Source organism: Polynucleobacter sp. MWH-Loch1C5 (genome assembly GCF_018881775.1).
Lineage (GTDB): Bacteria > Pseudomonadota > Gammaproteobacteria > Burkholderiales > Burkholderiaceae > Polynucleobacter.
This window is the reverse complement of record NZ_JACVPR010000001.1, coordinates 612,819-634,572: the sequence shown is the minus strand read 5'-3', so window position 1 is coordinate 634,572 and position 21,754 is coordinate 612,819. Positions and strand designations below refer to the sequence as shown.

Sequence of the window (21,754 nt, the reverse complement as noted above, 5' to 3'; positions counted from 1 at the left end):
ACCACTAAAACCTTGTTAAGGTTTGAGTAAACGTAGGATTTCTTCGCGATTTCTTCTTGGATTTTTAAAATCACAAAAAGCATCTTGCACCAAAGCTGCGTGGTAACGGTTGCGGCTACCGCCGTGAATAATTTCCCATTTGCTGTAGGGATTTCTGACCCATTTTTTTTCTGAGATTTGATAGGTCGCGTAGTGACGAGACTCATATTTTTCGCAGCGAATACCTTCATAGGTAGCTTGCTGAGCACCACTCGGGCTAGTAATGACAACAATATAGCGAATCACATCATCTTGACCAATACTTAAGCTTTTAGCATCAATCGCAAAGCTTAGAGTTGTTGTATTGGAAACATAAAAAGGGCGTAAATCATTCGAAGGCCCTTCTTTAGGTAGCTCTATGTCGACTTCTGACCAAACGCGTGGCGCATCGGGATCATTGGCGTCGTTAGGATCCAGAGTTTTGTATTGTGCCAATGCTAAAGAGCTGAGACATTGCATGAAGCACAAGCCAAATAGTATTTTTTTCATGACTCATGTCCTTCTGAGGAATTTTTACGTGGGGCTTTGATGCCAAAGCGAGGTAATTCGAGATCACTACCCCAAGGCAACATACTCATTTTTCTGTTGCGTGATAAATAGCGGGCTAACTCTGAGAGTGCAAGTTGATAGACTTCGCGTTTGAAATCAATCACCACATCCAGTGGTACCCAATAGGGGCTCCAACGCCAGGCATCAAACTCAGGGTGATCCGTAGCTCTTAAACTGATGTCACTATCTCTGCCGACCATTCTGAGTAAGAACCAGATCTGTTTTTGGCCACGATAGCTCGCTCTAGGTTTACCAGTGGCAGAACGCAGATTTTGGCTACGACGCAGGAATTCCTCTGGCACGTCATAACGTAGCCATTCACGTGTACGTCCAATAATTTGAACGTGCTGCGGCGCTAGACCGATCTCCTCATGCAACTCACGATACATCGCTTGTTCAGGATTTTCACCATGTTGGATGCCGCCTTGAGGAAATTGCCAAGAATGCTGTCCAACTCGTTTGCCCCAGAACACTTCATTGCGTTGATTGAGAAGAACGATGCCGACGTTGGGTCGATACCCTTCTCTGTCGAGCATATTCCTGCCTTAATCCCTTAATCCTTTAAAATCAATATCTTGATTATAGCGATACCCTAACCATTTAAAGAAACGAATTTCTCATGAAAGCTTCGCAATTTTTTATCAGTACCTTAAAAGATGCCCCAGCAGACGCTGAAATTGTGTCGCATCAGTTGATGATGCGCGCGGGCATGATCCGTAAACTCGGTGCGGGTATCTATAACTACATGCCCATGGGCTTGAGAGTCATCCGTAAAGTCGAAAATATTATTCGTGAAGAGATGGATCGCGCAGGCGCTATTGAATTACTCATGCCTGTGATTCAACCTGCCGAACTTTGGCAAGAGACGGGGCGTTGGGAAAAGATGGGGCCTGAGCTTTTGCGTATTAAAGACCGTCATGATCGTGACTTTTTGATTCAGCCGACTTCAGAAGAGGTCGTTACCGATATCGCTCGTCACGAGATCAAGAGCTATAAGCAGTTACCAGTGAACTTTTATCAGATTCAGACGAAGTTCAGAGATGAGCGTCGCCCACGTTTTGGTGTCATGCGTGGCCGTGAGTTCTCAATGAAGGATGCTTACTCCTTTGATAAAGATGTAGCGGGTATGCAGGCTTCTTATGCCAAGATGTTTGATGCCTATAACCGCATCTTTACTCGTTTGGGTTTGAAGTACCGTGCGGTAGCTGCAGATAATGGCGCGATTGGTGGCACGGGTAGTCAAGAATTCCATGTGATTGCTGATACGGGTGAAGATGCGATTGCTTATTGCCCCACATCGGACTATGCCGCCAATATTGAAACTGCTGAAGCTTTATCTTTGATTGCCACACGTGCGCCAGCGACTCAAACGATGCAGGTCGTGCCAACACCTAATGCGAGTAAGTGTGAAGATGTGGCCAAGTTATTGGGCCTGTCGCTCACACAAACAGTTAAATCGATTGTTTTGGCTGTTGAGTCAGAAGCTGGTGTGAAAATTTTCTTGCTCTTAGTCAGAGGCGATCATGATCTCAATGAAGTGAAAGCTTCAAAAGTACCCGGCCTTACAGAATTCAGATTTGCGACCGAAGCCGAAATCATTGAGCATTTTGGCACGCCCCCTGGCTATCTTGGACCGATTCATCTGAAAAAACCAGTCACGGTAGTGGCTGATCGAACTGTGGCTAATATGCATGATTTTGTCTGTGGTGCGAATCAAGAAGGCCATCACATAACGGGAGTGAACTGGGGACGTGATTTACCAGAACCACTGGTCGCGGATATTCGTAATGTGATTTCAGGGGATGCTTCGCCGGATGGTCAAGGGACTTTAGAAATCTGTCGCGGTATCGAAGTCGGTCACGTGTTCCAGTTGGGCACACGTTATTCGGAGGCGATGAACTGCGTCTTCTTGGATGAAAAAGGCCAAACCCAGCCGATGGTGATGGGTTGTTACGGAATTGGTGTGACGCGTTTATTGGGTGCTGCGATTGAGCAATGTTTTGATGAGAAGGGCATTATTTGGCCACTCTCGATTGCGCCATTCCAAGTGGTTATCTGCCCCATGGCCTACGACCGTTCCGAAGAAGTCAAGAAAACCGTCGATCAATTACATGATCAGCTAACAGCGGCTGGTATTGAAGTGATTGTGGATGATCGTAATTTACGACCCGGTGCGATGTTTGCTGATTGGGAACTGATTGGCGTACCTTACCGAGTCGTGGTGGGTGAGCGTGGCTTGAAAGACGGGCAAATTGAATTCCAAGCACGCACGGCGAGTGAGGCCCAAAGTATTGCACTTGCAGATGCAATCAAAATCATTACAGCAACGATTACTTCAGCGCAGAAGTAAAAACTCAATAATCCCTGCATAAGTTGCAGGGATTATTTCTTGAACATCCCGCCCATGCCTTTGGCAGCAAAACCACTCATCATACGAGCCATCTTGCCACCTTTAAACTGTTTCATCATGCCTTGCATTTGTTCAAATTGCGCCAACATGCGATTGACTTCTTGAACTTGTACACCGGCACCCGCTGCGATGCGACGCTTGCGGCTTGCTTTGAGGAGTTCAGGTTTACGACGCTCTTCTGGTGTCATGCTATCGATGATGCCTTGGGTGCGACGGACTTGTTTTTCAGCAAGACCCATATCGGCTTTTTGTGCGGCTTGTGCCATTTGCGCGGGTAGCTTATCAATGAGGTTACTTAAACCACCCATCTGGCGCATTTGACTGATCTGCATGCGGTAGTCATTGAGATCAAAACCACCTTTTTTAACTTTTTCGGCAAGCTTTTGAGCTTGTTCGATATCTACTGTTTTTTGTGCTTGCTCAACCAAGGCCAGAATATCGCCCATGCCCAAGATGCGATTGGCCATCCGTTCTGGATCAAAGGGTTCTAGGCCATCGAGCTTTTCGGCAACACCAGCAAATTTAATCGGTACACCCGTGATGTGTTTCACGGATAGAGCAGCACCACCACGCGCATCGCCATCCAGCTTGGTCAGAATCACACCGGTCAATGGCAAGGTTTCATGGAAAGCCTTTGCCGTATTCACGGCATCTTGACCCAACATGGCATCGACTACAAATAGTGTTTCAATCGGTGTGAGAGTTTTATGCAGTTGAGCAATTTCTTGCATCATCGCCTCGTCTATACCGAGACGACCCGCGGTATCGACGATCAGGACATCGTGGTAGTGGCGTTTGGCCCAATCAAGAGCGCCTTGAGCAATGGCTGTTGGCTGATCATTTTCTGAGCTGGGGAAAAAATCAACCCCGACTTGTTCGGAAACGGTTTTGAGCTGAGCGATCGCCGCTGGACGATAGACGTCACAGGACACTGTGAGCACTTTTTTCTTTTGCGTATCTTTTAACCACTTCGCCAGTTTGGCGACCGATGTGGTTTTACCCGCACCCTGAAGACCAGCCATCAAAATCACTGCAGGCGGTTGCGCAGCGAGATTCAGCTGTCCTTGCACCCCTTCGCCCATGATGGCGCACAGTTCTTTTTGTACGACACCGACCAAGGCTTGACCTGGTGTGAGGCTGCCAACCACTTCCTCACCGAGGGCTTTATCTTTAATACGGCCAATCAGTTCTTTGATAACGGGTAGGGCCACATCGGCTTCGAGCAAAGCGAGGCGGACCTCACGCAACATTTCTGCGGTGTTGCTTTCGGTCAATCTGGCCTGACCCCGCATGGTTTTTATGACGCGGCCTAAACGATCTGTTAGATTTTGGAACATAGGGGTATTAAACTGTGAATATGAATATTTTAGGCCACTCCGGAGCCGCTTGGTTACCTGCTTTACTTTATTTCCTGTTTTTCTGGAAAGAAACCCGTATCTATGCAAGTCAGACCGAGGGGCCAGTGGGCGCAACGACTGCTACGGCAGGTTTCTCACAATGGGTTTTATTGCCTCTGATTCTCTTGCATGGCTACATTCTGCATGAATCTATTTTCACTTCCGCAGGATTTATATTTGGTTTTGCCCAAGCTTTATCGGCCATGGCTTGGATTGGTGTGACTTTCTTCTGGTTTGAGAGTTGGTATCTGCCAATGAAAGGTCTGCGTGTTCTGATTCTTTTGGCTGCCGCTGTCTGTAGCCTGCTGCCCGGTCTTTTTGAGGGGCATTTATTGTCAGAGCGTGCTGTACACGATCCTTGGTTTAGGGCGCATTTCATTGTCGCGAATATTGCTTATGGTCTACTCAGCCTTGCGGCGCTACACGCGATCTTGATGCATTGGCAAGATCGTCGTTTGCATTTACGTATGCAAGGACAAGCGAATTTCTTTACACGTTGGGTAGACCGCTTGCCACCCTTACTCAGTATGGAACATATCTTGTTCCGTATCTTGATAGCCGGCTTTGTCTTACTCACACTCACCGTATTTTCTGGGGTGTTCTTTAGCCAGACCTTATTCGGACAGCCATTGCGTTGGGACCATAAAACTGTCTTTGGCATTTTGTCTTGGTTGATGTTTGCCGGTCTATTGATTGCCCGTTGGCGTATTGGTCTACGGGGTTTGAGTGCCATTCGTTGGGTCTTAGGTTCATTTGGAGTGCTCTTATTAGCTTATGTAGGTAGCCGTTTTGTTCTCGAGGTCTTGATCGCACGATGAAATGGTTACTGTTTGCCCTCATCATGATTGGGCTCATCATTTGGTGGCGTCATACCCAAATAAAAAAACAAGTTCAGCCGAAAAAGAATCCTACCCAGCAGGGTCATCGTCCTAGCACAGGGACAAATAACCATCCTTCAACCACACAGGCAGCCCAATCACCTAAGGCGATGATCCAATGTCCTTATTGCCAAGTTCGTTTTGAAGAAGGTTCAGGGGATGGGGCCTATTGCTCAAAAGCTCATCGTCAAGCCATTGACCCCAAGGGCTGGTGGGGCATGGCAGAGCATGTTTCATCTCCGAACTTCGATGCGCGTCCTGAGCATATGCCCGTTGAGCTAGTCTTGATTCATCACATTAGCTTGCCTCCTGGCCAGTTCGGTCATGGCTACATTGCTGATTTTTTCCAAAATCGCCTAGATCCTAATGCTCACCCTTACTTTAAAGAGATCGCCAATCGAGAGGTTTCTAGTCATTTTTTAATTTATCGTGATGGCCGCGTGCAGCAATTTGTTTCTACAGAGCACAGAGCTTGGCACGCGGGCGTTTCTGATTTCTTTGGGCGTGAACGTTGCAATGATTTTTCGATTGGTATCGAGCTAGAAGGAACTGATGATTTACCTTTTCAGCCTGCGCAATACGCTAGCCTCAAAGATTTAGTGAGTGCACTGTCAGCAAAATATCCAATTGCGGCTTACGCGGGGCATAGTGATGTGGCACCAGGTAGAAAAACAGATCCCGGAATTCACTTCGATTGGGAATTGTTTGCCCGTATGGCCGGTATTCCTGAACGCCAACTGCCCTATGGTTTAACGAAACGCTAAACCCATAACGCTCAACGTCAAAAAGCCAAAAATCACATATTCTTGTTAGTCAAAAGACCTTAGGGTTTGTTGGTGCTTACTAACTTATAGGGTATTTTAGCCCCGATCTCATATGCCCCAATTCTGGGCAAACAATAGGTAAAAGTTAGGGATTTCGATAAGCATTTTTCTGCAAAAAAATGTATCAAAAGTAACTTCAATACCCTATACTTAGTTCCATCGCTCTTGATTTGTCCTATATCTAGTGTTTAGGGAGGGGTTTAATAAAGAGCAATAACTACAAGAAAATTAAGCATTTTTAGATTAACAACAAGTCACAACATATATATTAGTTAGGAGAATCAATGACCTTTGCCGACCCACAAGCTACTGGCCAAGCTTCTCAACCCTTTGCTGGCCAAAGTCTTGGCCAAGTGAGCCAAAGTCCATCGCAAACATTTACAGCGGGCGGTGTTGGTTCAGCGCAAGCGGTTCAGTTATCGGATTACAAAATTATTCGTCGTAATGGTTCAGTGGTGGCATTTGAGCCATCCAAAATTGCGATCGCGGTGACAAAGGCATTCTTGGCGGTCAATGGTGGACAAGGCGCAGCATCAGCACGCGTGCGCGAACAAGTTGAGCAATTGACACAAACCGTGGTGCGCGCACTTTTGCGTAGCCGCCCTAATGGTGGCACGTTCCATATTGAAGATGTGCAAGACCAAGTTGAATTGGCTTTGATGCGCAGTGGTGAGCACAATGTGGCTCGTGCTTATGTGCTTTATCGTGAAAAGCGTAATCAAGAGCGTGCTGCACAAGCAGCGACTCAAGCAGTCGCTCCTGTAGTGGCCATTGATCATCCTGGTCTGAATGTCACTGATAACGGTGTAACGAAGCCTTTGGATATGGCTGCATTGCAAACTGTGATTCAGTCTGCTTGTGAAGGATTGGGTAATGCAGTCAATGCCGAGCCTATCATTAAAGAAACCATCAAGAACCTGTACGAAGGTGTGCCTTTGGCTCAGGTATACGACTCTGCCATTTTGGCCTCACGTACCTTGATCGAAAAAGATCCTGCGTACAGCCAAGTGACTGCTCGTATTTTGATGCACGTGATTCGTAAAGAGATCTTGGGTCGTGAAGTACCACAAGCAGCGATGCCTGCTGAATACGTGAACTACTTCCCACAGTTCATCAAGCAAGGTGTTGAGGCGGATTTGCTAGACCAGAAACTCTTAGGTTTTGACTTGGCTAAATTGGCCAAAGCACTCAAGGCTGAGCGTGACTTGCAGTTCAATTACCTCGGTTTGCAGACTTTGTATGACCGTTATTTCTTGCACATTGAAGATCACCGCATTGAGATGCCGCAGGCATTCTTCATGCGCGTGGCGATGGGCTTGGCTTTGAATGAAGTTAATCGTGAAGAGCGCGCGATCCAGTTCTATGAAATCCTCTCTACGTTTGATTTCATGTCCAGCACGCCCACACTCTTTAACTCTGGCACGATTCGTTCACAGCTCTCTAGCTGCTACTTGACGACGATTCCAGATGACTTAGATGGTATTTACGAAGGTTTAAAAGAAAACGCTCTCTTATCTAAGTTTGCCGGTGGTTTGGGCAATGACTGGACCAATGTGCGTGCCTTGGGTAGCCATATCAAAGGTACCAACGGTAAATCACAAGGTGTTGTGCCATTCTTAAAAGTCGTCAACGATACCGCTGTCGCCGTTAACCAAGGTGGTAAGCGTAAGGGCGCCGTATGTGCTTACTTGGAAACATGGCACTTAGACGTCGAAGAGTTCTTGGAGTTGCGCAAGAACACGGGTGACGATCGTCGCCGTACGCACGATATGAACACCGCGAACTGGATTCCAGACTTATTCATGAAGCGTGTCATGGAAAACGCAGAGTGGACACTCTTTACACCATCCACATGCCCTGATTTGCATGACAAGTTTGGTAGCGAGTTTGAAAAAGCCTATTTGGCCTACGAACAAAAAGCAGCCAATGGCGAAATCAAGCCATTCAAGAAGGTCAATGCACTCCAACTCTGGCGCAAGATGCTAGGTATGTTGTTTGAAACAGGCCATCCATGGATCACATTCAAGGATCCTTGCAATATTCGTAGCCCACAGCAACACGTTGGCGTAGTGCACTCATCGAATCTCTGTACTGAGATTACTTTGAATACCAACGATTCAGAAATCGCGGTATGTAACCTCGGTTCTGTGAATATGGCAGCGCATATGAAGACCGATGCCAATGGTCAATTGGTCTTGGATCATGAAAAACTCCAAAGAACTGTTCGCACAGCGATGCGTATGTTGGATAACGTGATTGACATCAACTATTACGCAGTTGCTAAGGCACGTAACTCTAACTTGAAGCATCGTCCAGTCGGTATGGGCATCATGGGCTTCCAGGATTGCTTGCACATGTTGCGTATTCCATACGCAAGTGATGCTGCAGTGCAGTTTGCAGATGAGTCTATGGAAGCGGTTTGCTACTACGCATACTTGGCTTCTACAGAGTTGGCTGAAGAGCGTGGTACCTACAGCTCATACAAAGGTTCTCTGTGGGATCGTGGCATCCTGCCACAAGACACTATCAAGATGTTGGCTGAGCAACGTGGCGGCTATGTGGAAGTCGATTTATCAGCCAAGTTGGATTGGACGCCATTACGTGAGCGTATTAAGCAGTTTGGTATGCGTAATTCCAACTGTATCGCTATTGCGCCAACAGCCACGATTTCAAACATCATTGGTGTTTCAGCCTGTATTGAGCCGACTTACCAGAACTTGTTTGTTAAATCGAACCTCTCTGGCGAGTTCACTGTCGTGAATGACTACTTGGTACGTGATTTGAAGGCTCGCGGTCTGTGGGATGAAGTCATGATTGCCGATTTGAAGTATTTCGATGGCTCTTTGTCAAAAATCGATCGTATTCCACAAGATTTGAGAGATTTGTACGCCACCGCCTTCGAAGTTGAGCCTAAGTGGTTGGTCGAAGCTGCTTCACGTCGTCAAAAGTGGATTGACCAAGCCCAGTCATTGAATATCTATATGGCTGGCGCTTCAGGTAAGAAGTTGGACGACACCTACAAGTTGGCCTGGTTGCGTGGTTTGAAGACCACTTACTATCTGCGCACGATTTCTGCGACCCATGTGGAGAAATCCACAGTGAAGAGTGGTTCACTCAATGCTGTATCGAGTGATGCCCCAGCGGTGAGCGCAGCTCCGGCAGCGGATGGCCCCGTGTGCACCATGAGACCCGGTGATCCAGGTTTTGATGAGTGCGAAGCTTGCCAATAAGTCGTATAGTTGGATTGTTAAAGATAAGTTGTATTACAGATAAAAACGGAGATCATTATGTTGAATTGGGAAGAAGAAGCAGCGGCAGCCCCACAAAGTAAACCGGTGCCTGCCATGAACCCAGCGAACAGCATGGAAAACAGTTTGTTGCCTAACCGCCCAATGCCCATGCCAACCTCGTCTGCTTCAGCCCCATCGGCTGAGATTCCAGAAGATGCGACTGCGCGACGTGTGAACGTCGCTGATAAGCGCATCATCAATGGTCAGACCGATGTGAACCAGCTCGTGCCTTTTAAGTACAAGTGGGCTTGGGAAAAGTATCTCGCTGGTTGTGCTAACCACTGGATGCCACAAGAGATCAATATGAACCGCGACATCGCGCTTTGGAAAGACCCTAATGGTCTTACGGAAGATGAGCGTCGCATCATTAAGCGTAACTTGGGTTTCTTTGTAACGGCCGACTCATTGGCGGCCAATAATATCGTTTTGGGTACTTATCGTCAGATTACCGCCCCAGAATGCCGCCAATATTTATTGCGTCAGGCCTTCGAAGAGGCGATTCATACCCACGCTTACCAGTACATCGTCGAATCTTTGGGCTTAGACCAGGCAGAAATCTTCAATGCCTATCACGAAGTGCCATCGATTCGTGACAAAGACGAGTTCCTGATTCCTTTCATCGACGTTTTGACAGATCCTTCTTTCGAAACAGGCACGATGGAGAATGATCAGAAGCTCTTGCGTTCTTTGATTGTGTTTGCCTGCATCATGGAAGGTTTGTTCTTCTACGTAGGGTTTACCCAAATTTTGGCGATGGGTCGCCAAAACAAGATGACCGGTGCTGCTGAGCAGTATCAGTACATCTTGCGTGATGAATCCTTGCATTGCAACTTTGGTATCGACATGATTAACCAAATCAAGCTCGAGAATCCACATTTGTGGACACCAGAGTTCAAGCAAGAGATTCGTTCTTTGTTTGAAAAAGCGGTGGAGTTGGAGTATCGCTATGCTGAAGACACCATGCCGCGAGGCGTGCTGGGCTTGAATGCGCCGATGTTCAAGAGCTATTTGCGTTACATCTGTAACCGCCGTTGTATGCAGATTGGTTTAGAACAACTATTCCCGAATGAAGAGAATCCGTTCCCTTGGATGAGTGAGATGATCGACTTGAAGAAGGAGAGAAACTTCTTCGAAACACGCGTCATCGAATATCAAACTGGTGGAGCATTGAATTGGGAGTGACATTTTTTGCAAATTTTTGATGACAACTCAACTCCGAAGTTGTAGTATCACGAAAAGTTACAAAACATAGGAGTAAAAACGTTTGATAGGTAGTTGCGAACAATATCAGTTGCACACCGAAATTCTGAGTAGTCAGAGAGAGCGATTTTCTCTCTTACGAAATGATTCAACGAACTCCGTGTCTCTATTTAAAAAGCCGTCGCCTCTAGGGGCCACGGCTTTTTTTCCAGGATTCATTAGCGCGCGACGTGAAGTGAGTAGTGCGCCGATGAATGGCTCGCTCGCCAGTAGTTGGGGTGGTCGGGTCTCTTTAATCAGTAGTTTTAGTAAATCATTCTCACGTGAAGGAGATTAATATGGCAACAGCCAAGAAGAAACCTGCTGCAAAGAAGCCAGCTGCCAAAAAACCGGCCGCTAAGAAACCAGCTGCTAAAAAAGTAGCTGCTAAGAAACCAGCTGCTAAGAAAGCTGCAGCTAAGAAGCCTGCTGCTAAGAAAAAGCCAGCTGCTAAGAAGCCAGCCGCTAAAAAAGCTGCTGCTAAAAAGCCAGCTGCTAAGAAAGTAGCGAAGAAGAAACCAGCTGCTAAAAAGCCTGCTGCTAAAAAAGCAGCGGCTAAGAAGCCAGCTAAAAAAGCAGCGGCCAAAAAGCCAGCTGCAAAAAAAAAAGTAGTTAAAAAGGCTGCAGCTAAGAAACCAGCTGCAAAAAAGCCAGCCGCTAAAGCTGCCCCTGCTGCATCAGCAAAGACAGCTTTGAATCCAGCAGCTGCTTGGCCTTTCCCAACAGGATCTCGTCCTTAATCTTAGATTCGGGACTGGTTCCTGAGAAGGAATCAAACCCGCCAAGACTTCGGTCTTCGCGGGTTTTTTCTTTTTGAGATCTGAATTTTTAAACTAGCTCAGAACAGCTTGTTAGTAGCGCTTGTTAGTAGCTATAGCCAAACGCAGATTTGAAGCGTTCAGCGATTTCAGCGGCAGAGGGTTCGTGATTTTGTGGACCTTGGCTGGCAATTTTGATGGAGCCCATCAAGCTCGCAAGACGTCCTGTAGTTTCCCAATCAAAACCTTGCTCTAAACCAAACAGCAAACCGCCACGGAAGGCATCGCCGCAACCGGTGGGGTCAATCGCCTGTTGCGTAGGAACAACAGGTATCTCAATTTTTTTACCGGCAGTGTGGATTTCGGCGCCTTGCGCCCCTTTCGTCATAATCAGTGCTTTTACAGACTCACTGATTTTTTCCAAACTCAGCCCAGTTCTCTGGCTAAGCATTTCGCCTTCATAGTCATTGACGGCCAGATAAGTAGCTTGCTCTACAAAACGTAACAGTTCCTCACCGTTAAACATCGGTAAGCCTTGGCCTGGATCGAAGATAAAGGGGATACCTGCTTCTGCTAACTGTTGGCAATGCTCAACCATGCCTTGGCGACCATCAGGAGCGACGATCGCTAATTGAGGTTGATTGAATTTCTTTTGAGCGCGACTTTCTAAAACATCAGCCACACGATTGAGGTGGGATTCACCCATCGCACCAGGATGGAAGGCAGTAATCTGATTATTGTCACGGTCTGTGGTGATCATGGCTTGCGCTGTGAAGGCATTCGGGATCTCGCGCACATGATCTGCACTAATTTGGTATTTAGCCAACTGGTCATAGTAAGGACCCGCATCGCCACCGACAGTAGCCATAATCACAGGCTCACCGCCTAAGAGGCGCAAATTGTAGGCAATATTGCCGGCACAGCCGCCAAACTCGCGACGCATACTGGGAACTAAGAAAGCTACATTCAGAATATGAATCTGGTCAGCCAGGATTTGATCCTGAAAACGTCCTTCAAAAGACATGATGGTGTCATAAGCAATTGAACCGCAAATCAGGCTGGCCATGAGTATTCCTAAAAAAGTAAAAGTAAAAAATTATGGTTGAGATGCAGGATTCTCTAGATAAAGAACCCGAATCCGATAACCGGCTGCTTCACGCGGCACTGGCAATGATAAGTCACTTGCCACTTCTTCGCGGGGAGAAGCAAAGCGACCGCTCTCTAAGAGAGGGTAGCCCGGGGGTAGCCATTGGCTCGGTTTTAAGTAAATCGTTTCTAAATCTTGATTTTCTGCATTGCTTAAAACTAATTCCAAGTCTGGCCATTGCACAGGCACCGCAAGCTTATTGCGAATTTGTAATTTGAGTTGACCCTGACCACGTGCCATGTCTAACTGGGCATATTCAATGGCCCAGGCACTGAAATCTGCTAAAGGAATATTCTGGCAGGGCAAAACTTGGCAAATCCAGCTATCTACTTGAGCAAAAGTCGATAAAAAAGTCTTTTGTGAAGGTTCTGGTAGTTTGGCAAGTTGGTGATAGATCGTATTGCGAGCTAAAAATAGGACTTGTACAACAAAGACTAGGCTCAAAGTACTAATCAGCACAATCGCTAGCCAAGGTGGGCAAGCTAGCCATCCTCGCTCACTTCTCAGATCTTGAGCTTGAATGTCCCCGGCTGAAGATTCAGGTGTTTTTTTTTGAGACTCGGCGACGGCTTGTTTGAGTTGCCCAGTGAGACACACCCAACCATCTTCCTCACCCCAAATCGATAGTTCTAACCAGGGGCTATAGGTTTTGATCACATCATCCGCTTGGCGAGCCAAGATGCCAGATAAAACAATATGACCGCCAATCACCATTCTTTGGACTAAAGCCGGGGCTAAGACTTGTAGGGGGTTGGCCAAGATATTGGCAACCACAATGTCATAGCGCTCATGAATCGGATCGGATTCAGGTAAGTGAAAGTCAATCACGACTTCGTTACGCAGAGCGTTGTCTTTGGCCGAAATCACAGCCTGCTCATCAATATCAACGCCTAAGGCTGGGCCACAGCCTAATTTTTTTGCGGCAATCGCCAAAATACCCGAGCCACAACCGTAATCAAGCAGTGTTTTGTCGCGTAATTGACCCGCATCTGCAAAAGACTCGAGCCATTGCATGCATAACTTCGTGGTTGGGTGGCTGCCAGTACCAAAAGCCAAACCAGGATCGACAGCTAAGCAGACTGCATCGGCTTGAGGTGGGCTTTCATGCCATGAGGGTACGACCCATAAACGTTGACCGACTTGAATCGGATCAAATTGGGACTGGGTTAGGCGTACCCAATCTTGCTCAGCGACATAGCGCTCAAGCGGTGCTTGAACCTTAAAGCCACTATCTTGCAAACTTTGAGTGATGTACTCGGTACTCAGACCTTGCTCATTGAATAAAGCTATCAGCTCAGACTCTTCCCAGGCATTTTTTTCTGGAACCAAGCCAGGCTCACCATAAAGAGGTTTTTCATCTTCGGTATCAGCGGCTGCATCATTGACAGTGATCGATAAAGCCCCCATATCCATGAGAGCATCACCGACAGCATCCGCTTCTGCTTCACTGACTAGAAAAACCAGCTCGCGATAAGTCATCGGATAAAGACTTACTTAGCTTTACGTGAGTCACCCCGAGACGCTGCCTGCTCTTCTAAGCGGTGTTCGAGGTAATGAATACTAGTGCCACCTTGAGCAAACTTGGGGTCAATCATCAGTTCACGATGCAGGGGAATATTGGTTTGGATGCCGTCGACCACCATCTCTGAGAGTGCAATACGCATTCTGCGCATCGCTTGTTCACGGGTGGTGCCGTAGGTAATCAATTTACCAATCATCGAGTCGTAAGTCGGTGGTACTAAATAACCGGCATAGGCATGTGAATCAACCCGTACGCCTGGACCGCCTGGTACATGCCATGACTGAATACGTCCTGGGCTAGGAATAAACTTCACGGGATCTTCTGCATTGATACGGCATTCAATGGCATGACCGCGGAATTCAATATCTTTTTGCTTAAACGGTAATTTTTCACCGGCAGCAATACGGATTTGTTGCTGCACGATATCAATGCCTGTGATCATTTCTGTTACGGGGTGTTCGACCTGAACGCGCGTATTCATCTCGATGAAGTAGAACTCACCGTCTTCGTATAAGAACTCAAAAGTACCCGCACCACGATAGCCAATCTTGCGACAGGCTTCTGCACAACGCTCACCAATCTTGGCGATCAGGCGCCGATCAATACCTGGTGCAGGGGCTTCTTCAATCACTTTTTGGTGGCGACGCTGCATAGAGCAGTCACGCTCACCTAAATACACTGCATTCTTAAAAGTATCCGCCAGTACCTGAATTTCTACGTGGCGTGGGTTCTCCAAGAACTTCTCCATATAGACTTCAGGATTACCAAAAGCACGGCCCGCTTCTTCGCGCGTCATATTCACCGCATTGATAAGGTGCGCTTCAGTATGCACAACACGCATGCCGCGACCACCACCGCCACCTGCGGCTTTGATAATCACCGGATAGCCAATCTTCTTGGCAATCGCAATAATTTCTTTGGGATTGTCTGGCAAAGCCCCTTCGGAACCGGGAACACAAGGCACCCCTGAGCGAATCATCGCTTGCTTGGCCGATACCTTATCACCCATTAAGCGAATAGATTCTGCGGTGGGGCCAATAAAAGCAAAACCAGATTTTTCAACGCGTTCTGCAAAATCGGCATTTTCTGACAAGAAGCCATAACCCGGATGAATCGCTTGGGCATCGGTTACTTCAGCCGCAGAAATAATGGCGGGCATATTCAAATAACTTTGCGCCGAAGGTGCAGGGCCAATACAGACCGCTTCGTCGGCTAACTTCACATATTTCGCTTCGCGATCGGCTTCTGAGAAAACCACCACAGTTTTAATACCCATTTCACGACAGGCTCGCTGAATACGCAGGGCGATTTCACCGCGGTTCGCGATCAGTACTTTTTCAAACATGATTGAACTCTTATCGGTGAGGAATTAAGCGATAACAAACAAAGGCTGACCAAATTCAACGCCTTGGCCGTTTTCGCAGAGGATTTCTTTAACAACGCCTGACTTATCAGACTCGATTTCGTTCAATAACTTCATCGCTTCGATAATGCACAGGGTTTGACCTTCTTTGACGGTGTCGCCAATCTTCACAAAAGATTCGGCGCCAGGCGTCGGTGAGCGGTAGAAAGTACCCACCATCGGGGATTTCACAATATGACCGGCCGGCACTTCTTCTGCCGCAGGGGCGGGTGCTGCCGCTGGTGCGGGAGCAACTGGGGCAGCAGCTACAGGAGCGGGTGCGTAAACGGTTTGGGTTTGGGCAGCGACGGGAGCAGGATTCTTAACAATTCGGACTTTGTCTTCGCCTTCAGTGACTTCTAGTTCAGATACGCCAGATTCAGCAACGAGGTCAATGAGTGTTTTTAGCTTGCGAAGATCCATATTTCCCTTTCAAAAGTACTTTTTTCTATTTAGCAGGGAGTATAGCGCTATCTATCCAGCTATTGAGCTCAACTTCGTCTATTTTTCCTAATTTTGTCTTTTTTATGCTGCCTTTTTCATCGATCAAGACGGTAAAAGGTAGTCCGCCACTAGGATTTCCTAAACTTTTTGCCCAATTTCCACCCTCTAGACCACCTAGGGCGATGGGGTAGCTAACGGGTGTTTTTGACAGAAATTCACGTATATTCGATGGGGAATCAACGCCGATGCCAACAAATACCACATTTTTAGAGCGATATTTCTCGTAGGATCGGTTCAAATCGGGCATTTCTTCTACGCAAGGGGGGCACCAAGAGGCCCAGAAGTTAATTACCACGATTTTGCCCCGCCAGGCATCCGTTGCGTGTATTTCACCGCTGGGGCTGCGTAACTCGCTGGTCCATAAAGCTTCCACTGCTCCATCGGCCGCTGGGGTGGTCCTAAATGTGTATAAGGACAATGCAGCCCCGAGACCGGTGGCAATCACGGCGGCAGCCAAAATCAATATCCAAGACGAGCGGTTCTTTTGCATAGAAGTTTCATGAAGAGTTAGAAATTCAGCTTATTGTGCACTGATGTTTGGATAAAATCTTGGCATGCATCTTCATATCCTAGGTATTTGCGGTACCTTTATGGGCGGTATTGCCGCCATCGCAAGGCAAGCGGGCCACCGCGTCACGGGCTGTGACGCTAATGTCTATCCTCCCATGAGTACTCAATTAGAAGCCCAGGGCATTGATCTGATTGAAGGTTTTGGTCCTGAGCAGCTCGCTCTTCAACCGGATTTATTCATCATCGGTAATGTGGTTTCTCGTGGAAACCCGCTGATGGAAGCTATTTTGGATGCTGGTCTGCCTTACCAGTCAGGTCCGCAATGGTTGGGCGAGCAAGTCTTGCAAGGTAAGCATATACTCGCGATTGCCGGCACCCATGGTAAGACCACGACCACCGCGATGCTCACCTGGATCTTGCAAGACAACCACAGAGAGCCCGGTTATTTGATTGGTGGGGTGCCAAATAACTTTGATGTATCAGCACGCTTAGGCTCACCCTATCAAGATCCGCAAAAAGAAAAATCGGCTCATTATTTTGTGATTGAAGCCGATGAATACGACACAGCCTTTTTTGATAAGCGTAGTAAGTTTGTGCACTACCGCCCAAAGACCGCGATTTTGAATAATCTCGAGTTTGATCACGCTGATATTTTTGCAGATCTCAAGGCGATTGAGACCCAGTTTCATCACTTAGTGAGAACCGTGCCGCAATCAGGGCGCCTGATTGTTAATGGTATGGAAGATAGTTTGGAACGCGTCTTACAAAGAGGTGCTTGGTCAAGTGTAGAAAAATTTGGGCCACAACAGATTTGGGATTTAAAAGATACGCAAGATGATGGTTTTGAGGTCATCTATCAAGGTCAAACTGTCGCAGAGGTGAGTTGGCATCCAGATGCATCAGTGGCTGGGCGCCATAATCAGCAAAATGCATTAGCAGCCATTGCCGCAGCTCATCATATTGGCATCGATCCGAAAGACGCTGCTGCAGCGCTGGGACGTTTTAAAAACGTGAAGCGCCGTTTAGAGATTGTGGGACGTGTGAACGATATTACGATCTATGATGATTTTGCGCATCATCCAACAGCGATCACGACAACCGTCGATGGTTTAAAAAGACGTTTAGCGAATCAAGCCGGCCGCATATTGGCAGTGCTCGAGCCACGTTCGAACACCATGAAGTTAGGGGTCATGAAAGCCCAGTTACCCGCCAGCTTAGTACAAGCTGATCGAGTGTTTGCTTATGGTGCTCGCGCGGGTAAGGATGCTTTGGGTTGGGATTTACAAGAGGCTCTCAGTCCAATGGGATCTAAAGCACAGGCATTTGATGATTTGGAGCAATTGATGGATGCGATTATTCAAGAAGCTCAACCCCATGATCACATCTTGGTAATGAGTAATGGTGGTTTTGGTGGTGTGCATCGCAAACTACTCGAACGTCTTCAATCGAAGCAGTAGTCATCATGCAGAACATAAAAAATATGAGGGGGTATGTATGAGCCAGCGACTCAAAGATAAGGTTTGCATCATTACGGGCGCCGCTAATGGCATCGGTTTAGCGACAGCGCATAAATTTGCCAAAGAAGGTGGTATTGCTATCGTCACAGATATGAAAATCGATGCGGTCAACCAAGCGGTGGCGGATATTAAAAAAAATAGCGGCCAAGCCGAAGGGTACGCACTCAATGTCACCGACCGAGCATCGATTGATCAAGTCGTTGAGCAAGTGATTGCGCAATACGGACGTATTGATGTGCTCATCAATAATGCAGGTATTACTAAAGATGCACGTTTGGTCAATATGACTGAAGAGCAGTTTGATGCCGTGATTGATGTCAACCTCAAAGGGGTTTTCAATTGCACGCAAGCGGTCGTGCCGCATATGCTCAAAGCCGGTAAAGGTTCGATCGTGACGGCCTCGAGTGTGGTGGGACTCTACGGTAACTTTGGTCAAACCAATTATGCAGCGACTAAATTTGGGGTGATTGGCTTTACAAAAACGTGGGCTAGGGAGTTGGGTCCTAAAGGTATTCGGGTGAATGCTGTATGCCCTGGTTTTGTGGAGACGAGTATTTTGTCGACCATCCCAGAAGAGGTTCTCAAAGGCATGCGTGAACGTTCTTGGTTAAGACGTTTAGGGCAGCCAGAAGAGATGGCTAATATTTATGCATTTCTTGCCAGTGATGAGTCGAGTTACATCAATGGTATTGCCCTAGAGGCGAGTGGCGGGATGTCGCTTTAATGCATTTTCTATATGAAGAGTCAGGTGATCTGAAGTTAGCCACTCTGATGTCGGCTTCAGGGGCTGCGCCTGCAGACCCTATGCCGATTGAGACCATGAGTGGTAAGCGCGCCAAACTTAAAAGTAAAGATGTTTGGTTGCAGCTCGCTCACGTGACTCAAGCACTGCCAGAGTTGTTGAAAGGCGCACAAGACGAAGCTCAAACCCTTGATCTAGATTTTCTTTGGGAGTGCGCTGGTGAGGTGGAGTTTCATTTTTTAGATTTAGCCAAAGAGTATTACGGTGATGCTGCGAGCGATCTACAAAAAATGGCGCTTGCCATCGGTATACAAGCAGCCCCTATTTACTTTAGACGCAAAGGTCGTGGGCAATTCTTAAGAGCGCCGGCTGAACAACTTAAAGCTGCACTCCTAGCGGTTGAGCGAAAAAAGCAAGAACTTATTTTGCAGGAACAGTGGATTGCTGAACTCAAAGAGGGTCGTTGCCCAGAAGCTCTGAAGCCACAAGTGAAGGCATTGCTCTTTCATCCAGATAAAAACTCAGCGGCCTATAAAGCGGTACATGCAGCCGCTCACGGTTTACCCGGTGGTATCCCAGAACTATTTATTCGTTGCCAGGCTATTGAGAGTTCGCTAGATTTTCATGAGGGACGTTTTTATAAAGAGCATTTTCCAAAAGGCATTGATTTTGCGCACTACGCACTCGATTATGAGATTTTGACTCGGCAAGCCCAACAGATTCTTGAGGGCTTACCCACTGCACAGGTCAAAGCTTTTTCGATTGATGATGCGAGCACTACAGAAATTGATGATGCTTTCTCGGTCACCTTACAAGATGATGGTAATTACCAGGTTGGCGTGCACATCGCTGCTCCTGGGCTATTGATTCAGCCGCAGGATGCGTGTGATCAGATTGCTCGCGAGCGACTATCTACCGTGTATTACCCGGGTGGCAAGATCACTATGCTGCCACATGAGTTAGTGAGTATTTTCTCGCTAGATGAGGGGCAGAAAGAGACTGCATCGCCCAGACCGGCACTCTCTTTATATGTCACAGTCGATCCTGCAGGGCAGTTACTCGATCTACCGTCTAAAACAGTCATAGAGTTAGTGCCAATGGCACATAACTTAAGGTTAGATGATCTTGAAGAACGCGTGACACAAGAGTCACTCGATACCTCTGACGACTTACCCTATCGGGATGAGTTGCGTTTGCTATGGCTAAGTGCTCAGGCATTACATGCACGGCGCCAAGATGCTCGTGAGCAAAATGGTCTGAAGCGTGAAGTACTGGGTATACAAGATGCAAAAGCACTCTTGCGTGACTTTAGTTTTAAAGTCGAAGATGGTGTAGTGACCATTGGTGCACGACAACGCGGCTCTATTTTGGATACGATTGTGGCTGAGTGGATGATTCATACCAATAGCACTTGGGGCGCATGGTTGGCCGTGCATGATGTGCCCGCAATCTATCGTGTGCAAAAAGGCTGGGGTCCGCAGCGAACTCGTATGCAGACCCAGCCTGGACCGCATGAGGGTTTGGGGATTAACGACTACACCTGGTGTACTTCACCTTTGCGACGTTACGCAGATTTAGTGAATCAATGGCAATTGATTGCCATGGTGAAAAATGGGGTTACGGCTAAATTAGTGGCACCCTTTAAACCTAAAGATGCGCAACTCATGGCAATTGCTGCTGACTTTGATGCCACTTACGGAGCCTATAACGAGTATCAAGCGCGATTGGAGCAATACTGGTGTTTGCAATATGCACAGCAACAGGGCTTGCCTTGGAAGACAAATGTGCGTCACTTAAAAGATGGCAGAGCCAGAGTGGAATCGATTCCTCTTTATTTGCAGATACCAGAGTTGCTAACCCAAGCGCGTGGCGCACGTGCTGAAATCGAAATTTTGGCTATTGATGGTCTTATGCTCACAGCTAGCGTCCGTTATCTTGGCTTGATTGAGAGTGAGGCTGCGACCGAAGATGTGGGTATTGAAGATGAGGTAGAAGTCAATTTGACAGTTACCTTAGATCAGGAAGCGGTAAGCGAAGAGCCAGTAAAAACTTCTCAGACCACGAATCCTTAAATAGACTCCTATGACTTTACAGCCCATCAGCATCTTGGATCGAGTCAGCGATTGGAATCGCCAACTCTTTACTTACCTGATGGATGGCTTTGTGCGTATCAATGAACCGATTGCCCGGAGCATAGAAAAGCGTTTGCCCCACGCATGGCGTAGACCGCTTTTTTATACCTTGGTGCTATCTATCATTGGCCATATCATTTTTCTAGCGATTCGCTGGCATGATGAAACTGAAGAGCAACGACGACTCAAAACCCCTTTGAGTGTTGTATTAGTCAATGCCAGAACTCAGGAGGCCCCCGCCGATCCAAAGCGCCTTGCGCAAGCTGACCTCAATGGCGGTGGCCAGTCTACCAATACTTATGCCAGTGCGATTCGTAGAGCCGATCCACAGTTGGCTGAGCAACTTGAAAAAATGCAAGTCGAGCAACAACGTCTTCTGTCGCAATTACAAGATGGCAAAAAAAATGCATCGACCACTTCCCGTGGACAACAAACACAAACTCAAAGTAAAAAAGATTCGCTCGAAGCCGAATTAGCCAAAAGAATTCAGGAGATGGGTATGCAGCCAAGGCGTATGGCACTCACTGCCACTAGCGCTAAAGCGGTCGTATTTGCGCAATACTACGATGCCATGCGCAAACAAATTGAGGCCTATGGCACGACCCATTTCCCCCGTGCCAATGGTCGTCCCTTGTATGGTAGTTTGGTCTTGATGGTCAGTGTGGACGCGCAAGGAAAAGTCATCAAAGATGGCATTACCTTACTCAAGTCGTCGGGTAACTCTGAGTTAGACCGACAGGCTCAAGCCATTATTCGTGCGGCAGCACCCTTTGGGCGATTTAATGAGGCCATGAAACAAAATATTGATGTCTTAGATTGGGTCTCTACTTTTGACTTCACTCGCACTGATGGCGAGCAAAGACTTGACCTCAAACAGTGATGAAGCAGTAAGAT

18 protein-coding genes and 1 pseudogene are annotated in these 21,754 nt (G+C 47.3%); 10 read left to right on the top strand and 9 right to left on the bottom strand.

Going from position 1 to position 21,754, the window contains the following annotated elements:
- Window positions 1–15: 15 nt before the first annotated feature.
- Both ICE94_RS03165 and ICE94_RS03160 read right to left on the bottom strand, forming a co-directional pair.
- Entirely contained in the window at window positions 16–528 is a 513-nt protein-coding gene (locus ICE94_RS03165) for a CNP1-like family protein (protein ID WP_216148725.1), read from the bottom strand.
- Complete coding sequence (locus tag ICE94_RS03160) at window positions 525–1,124, bottom strand: RNA pyrophosphohydrolase (RefSeq protein WP_216148723.1); 600 nt, start codon at window positions 1,122–1,124, stop codon at window positions 525–527. Before ICE94_RS03160 ends, ICE94_RS03165 begins: the two co-directional genes overlap by 4 nt.
- Window positions 1,125–1,207: 83 nt before the next feature.
- On the opposite strand from ICE94_RS03160, the gene ICE94_RS03155 reads away from it, so the two are divergent.
- Entirely contained in the window at window positions 1,208–2,938 is a 1,731-nt protein-coding gene (locus ICE94_RS03155; protein ID WP_216148720.1) for a proline--tRNA ligase, read from the top strand.
- Between the two features lie 32 nt (window positions 2,939–2,970).
- On the opposite strand, the gene ffh is transcribed toward ICE94_RS03155, so the two are convergent.
- Window positions 2,971–4,335, bottom strand: a complete 1,365-nt coding sequence (ffh, locus tag ICE94_RS03150) for a signal recognition particle protein (RefSeq protein WP_216148717.1) — start codon at window positions 4,333–4,335, stop codon at window positions 2,971–2,973.
- A gap of 20 nt (window positions 4,336–4,355) precedes the next feature.
- Here ffh and ICE94_RS03145 point away from each other — a divergent pair, with 20 nt between their 5' ends.
- From ICE94_RS03145 to ICE94_RS03125, 5 genes are all read left to right on the top strand, one after another.
- Window positions 4,356–5,213 (top strand): inner membrane protein YpjD, encoded by an 858-nt coding sequence (locus tag ICE94_RS03145; protein WP_216148714.1) that lies wholly within the window; start codon window positions 4,356–4,358, stop codon window positions 5,211–5,213.
- Window positions 5,210–6,037: a 1,6-anhydro-N-acetylmuramyl-L-alanine amidase AmpD gene (ampD, locus tag ICE94_RS03140; RefSeq protein ID WP_370623770.1), complete on the top strand. Its 828-nt coding sequence runs from the start codon at window positions 5,210–5,212 to the stop codon at window positions 6,035–6,037. The genes ICE94_RS03145 and ampD overlap by 4 nt, the downstream gene beginning before the upstream one ends.
- Before the next feature lie 344 nt (window positions 6,038–6,381).
- Window positions 6,382–9,327, top strand: coding sequence for a ribonucleoside-diphosphate reductase subunit alpha (locus ICE94_RS03135; RefSeq protein ID WP_216148711.1), 2,946 nt, complete (start codon window positions 6,382–6,384; stop codon window positions 9,325–9,327).
- A 57-nt stretch (window positions 9,328–9,384) separates the two neighbouring features.
- Window positions 9,385–10,569 (top strand): ribonucleotide-diphosphate reductase subunit beta, encoded by a 1,185-nt coding sequence (locus ICE94_RS03130; RefSeq protein ID WP_216148708.1) that lies wholly within the window; start codon window positions 9,385–9,387, stop codon window positions 10,567–10,569.
- A 356-nt stretch (window positions 10,570–10,925) separates the two neighbouring features.
- Complete coding sequence (locus ICE94_RS03125) at window positions 10,926–11,366, top strand: histone H1-like DNA-binding protein (RefSeq protein ID WP_216148705.1); 441 nt, start codon at window positions 10,926–10,928, stop codon at window positions 11,364–11,366.
- A 124-nt stretch (window positions 11,367–11,490) separates the two neighbouring features.
- Here the strand turns inward: ICE94_RS03125 and ICE94_RS03120 are convergent, their stop codons facing one another.
- The 6 genes and pseudogenes from ICE94_RS03120 to ICE94_RS03100 all read right to left on the bottom strand — a co-directional run bounded on the left by ICE94_RS03120 (window position 11,491) and on the right by ICE94_RS03100 (window position 16,449).
- On the bottom strand, window positions 11,491–12,450 hold the full coding sequence (locus ICE94_RS03120; protein ID WP_216148702.1) for a carbohydrate kinase family protein: 960 nt from the start codon (window positions 12,448–12,450) through the stop codon (window positions 11,491–11,493).
- Between the two features lie 30 nt (window positions 12,451–12,480).
- On the bottom strand, window positions 12,481–12,990 hold the full coding sequence (locus ICE94_RS08475; protein ID WP_370623793.1) for a DUF3426 domain-containing protein: 510 nt from the start codon (window positions 12,988–12,990) through the stop codon (window positions 12,481–12,483).
- A gap of 108 nt (window positions 12,991–13,098) precedes the next feature.
- Window positions 13,099–14,010: pseudogene (prmA, locus tag ICE94_RS08470) on the bottom strand (50S ribosomal protein L11 methyltransferase); the annotation flags it as partial.
- Window positions 14,011–14,021: 11 nt separating this feature from the next.
- A complete protein-coding gene (gene accC, locus ICE94_RS03110) occupies window positions 14,022–15,398 on the bottom strand; it encodes an acetyl-CoA carboxylase biotin carboxylase subunit (protein WP_216148696.1) in 1,377 nt (458 codons plus the stop codon).
- Window positions 15,399–15,422: 24 nt separating this feature from the next.
- Window positions 15,423–15,878 carry an acetyl-CoA carboxylase biotin carboxyl carrier protein gene (gene accB, locus ICE94_RS03105; RefSeq protein ID WP_216148693.1) on the bottom strand — a complete coding sequence of 152 codons (456 nt, stop codon included), beginning with the start codon at window positions 15,876–15,878 and terminating at the stop codon, window positions 15,423–15,425.
- 25 nt (window positions 15,879–15,903) lie between these two features.
- Window positions 15,904–16,449, bottom strand: a complete 546-nt coding sequence (locus ICE94_RS03100) for a TlpA disulfide reductase family protein (RefSeq protein ID WP_216148690.1) — start codon at window positions 16,447–16,449, stop codon at window positions 15,904–15,906.
- Between the two features lie 64 nt (window positions 16,450–16,513).
- Between ICE94_RS03100 and mpl the strand changes: the two genes are divergently transcribed.
- The 4 genes from mpl to ICE94_RS03080 are packed head-to-tail and all read left to right on the top strand — an operon-like array spanning window position 16,514 to window position 21,740.
- Entirely contained in the window at window positions 16,514–17,926 is a 1,413-nt protein-coding gene (gene mpl, locus ICE94_RS03095) for a UDP-N-acetylmuramate:L-alanyl-gamma-D-glutamyl-meso-diaminopimelate ligase (protein WP_216148686.1), read from the top strand.
- A 37-nt stretch (window positions 17,927–17,963) separates the two neighbouring features.
- The gene (locus tag ICE94_RS03090; RefSeq protein ID WP_216148683.1) at window positions 17,964–18,710 is read left to right on the top strand and encodes a beta-ketoacyl-ACP reductase; all 747 of its coding nucleotides are present in this window, start codon (window positions 17,964–17,966) and stop codon (window positions 18,708–18,710) included.
- Window positions 18,710–20,800 carry a ribonuclease catalytic domain-containing protein gene (locus ICE94_RS03085; RefSeq protein ID WP_216148681.1) on the top strand — a complete coding sequence of 697 codons (2,091 nt, stop codon included), beginning with the start codon at window positions 18,710–18,712 and terminating at the stop codon, window positions 20,798–20,800. The genes ICE94_RS03090 and ICE94_RS03085 overlap by 1 nt, the downstream gene beginning before the upstream one ends.
- A gap of 10 nt (window positions 20,801–20,810) precedes the next feature.
- A complete protein-coding gene (locus tag ICE94_RS03080) occupies window positions 20,811–21,740 on the top strand; it encodes an energy transducer TonB (RefSeq protein ID WP_255539068.1) in 930 nt (309 codons plus the stop codon).
- Window positions 21,741–21,754: the final 14 nt, after the last annotated feature.

Bases quoted from the DNA above. Each gene is read 5' to 3' on its own strand.
- ampD (WP_370623770.1), top strand. From the start codon at position 5,210: ATGAAATGGTTACTGTTTGCCCTCATCATGATTGGGCTCATCATTTGG.
- ICE94_RS03125 (WP_216148705.1), top strand. From the start codon at position 10,926: ATGGCAACAGCCAAGAAGAAACCTGCTGCAAAGAAGCCAGCTGCCAAA.
- ICE94_RS03155 (WP_216148720.1), top strand. From the start codon at position 1,208: ATGAAAGCTTCGCAATTTTTTATCAGTACCTTAAAAGATGCCCCAGCA.
- ICE94_RS03090 (WP_216148683.1), top strand. From the start codon at position 17,964: ATGAGCCAGCGACTCAAAGATAAGGTTTGCATCATTACGGGCGCCGCT.
- ICE94_RS03130 (WP_216148708.1), top strand. From the start codon at position 9,385: ATGTTGAATTGGGAAGAAGAAGCAGCGGCAGCCCCACAAAGTAAACCG.
- ICE94_RS03100 (WP_216148690.1), bottom strand. From the start codon at position 16,449: ATGCAAAAGAACCGCTCGTCTTGGATATTGATTTTGGCTGCCGCCGTG.
- mpl (WP_216148686.1), top strand. From the start codon at position 16,514: ATGCATCTTCATATCCTAGGTATTTGCGGTACCTTTATGGGCGGTATT.
- ICE94_RS03085 (WP_216148681.1), top strand. From the start codon at position 18,710: ATGCATTTTCTATATGAAGAGTCAGGTGATCTGAAGTTAGCCACTCTG.
- ICE94_RS03080 (WP_255539068.1), top strand. From the start codon at position 20,811: ATGACTTTACAGCCCATCAGCATCTTGGATCGAGTCAGCGATTGGAAT.
- ICE94_RS03135 (WP_216148711.1), top strand. From the start codon at position 6,382: ATGACCTTTGCCGACCCACAAGCTACTGGCCAAGCTTCTCAACCCTTT.
- ICE94_RS03160 (WP_216148723.1), bottom strand. From the start codon at position 1,124: ATGCTCGACAGAGAAGGGTATCGACCCAACGTCGGCATCGTTCTTCTC.
- accB (WP_216148693.1), bottom strand. From the start codon at position 15,878: ATGGATCTTCGCAAGCTAAAAACACTCATTGACCTCGTTGCTGAATCT.
- ICE94_RS03120 (WP_216148702.1), bottom strand. From the start codon at position 12,450: ATGGCCAGCCTGATTTGCGGTTCAATTGCTTATGACACCATCATGTCT.
- ICE94_RS03145 (WP_216148714.1), top strand. From the start codon at position 4,356: ATGAATATTTTAGGCCACTCCGGAGCCGCTTGGTTACCTGCTTTACTT.
- ffh (WP_216148717.1), bottom strand. From the start codon at position 4,335: ATGTTCCAAAATCTAACAGATCGTTTAGGCCGCGTCATAAAAACCATG.
- accC (WP_216148696.1), bottom strand. From the start codon at position 15,398: ATGTTTGAAAAAGTACTGATCGCGAACCGCGGTGAAATCGCCCTGCGT.
- ICE94_RS03165 (WP_216148725.1), bottom strand. From the start codon at position 528: ATGAAAAAAATACTATTTGGCTTGTGCTTCATGCAATGTCTCAGCTCT.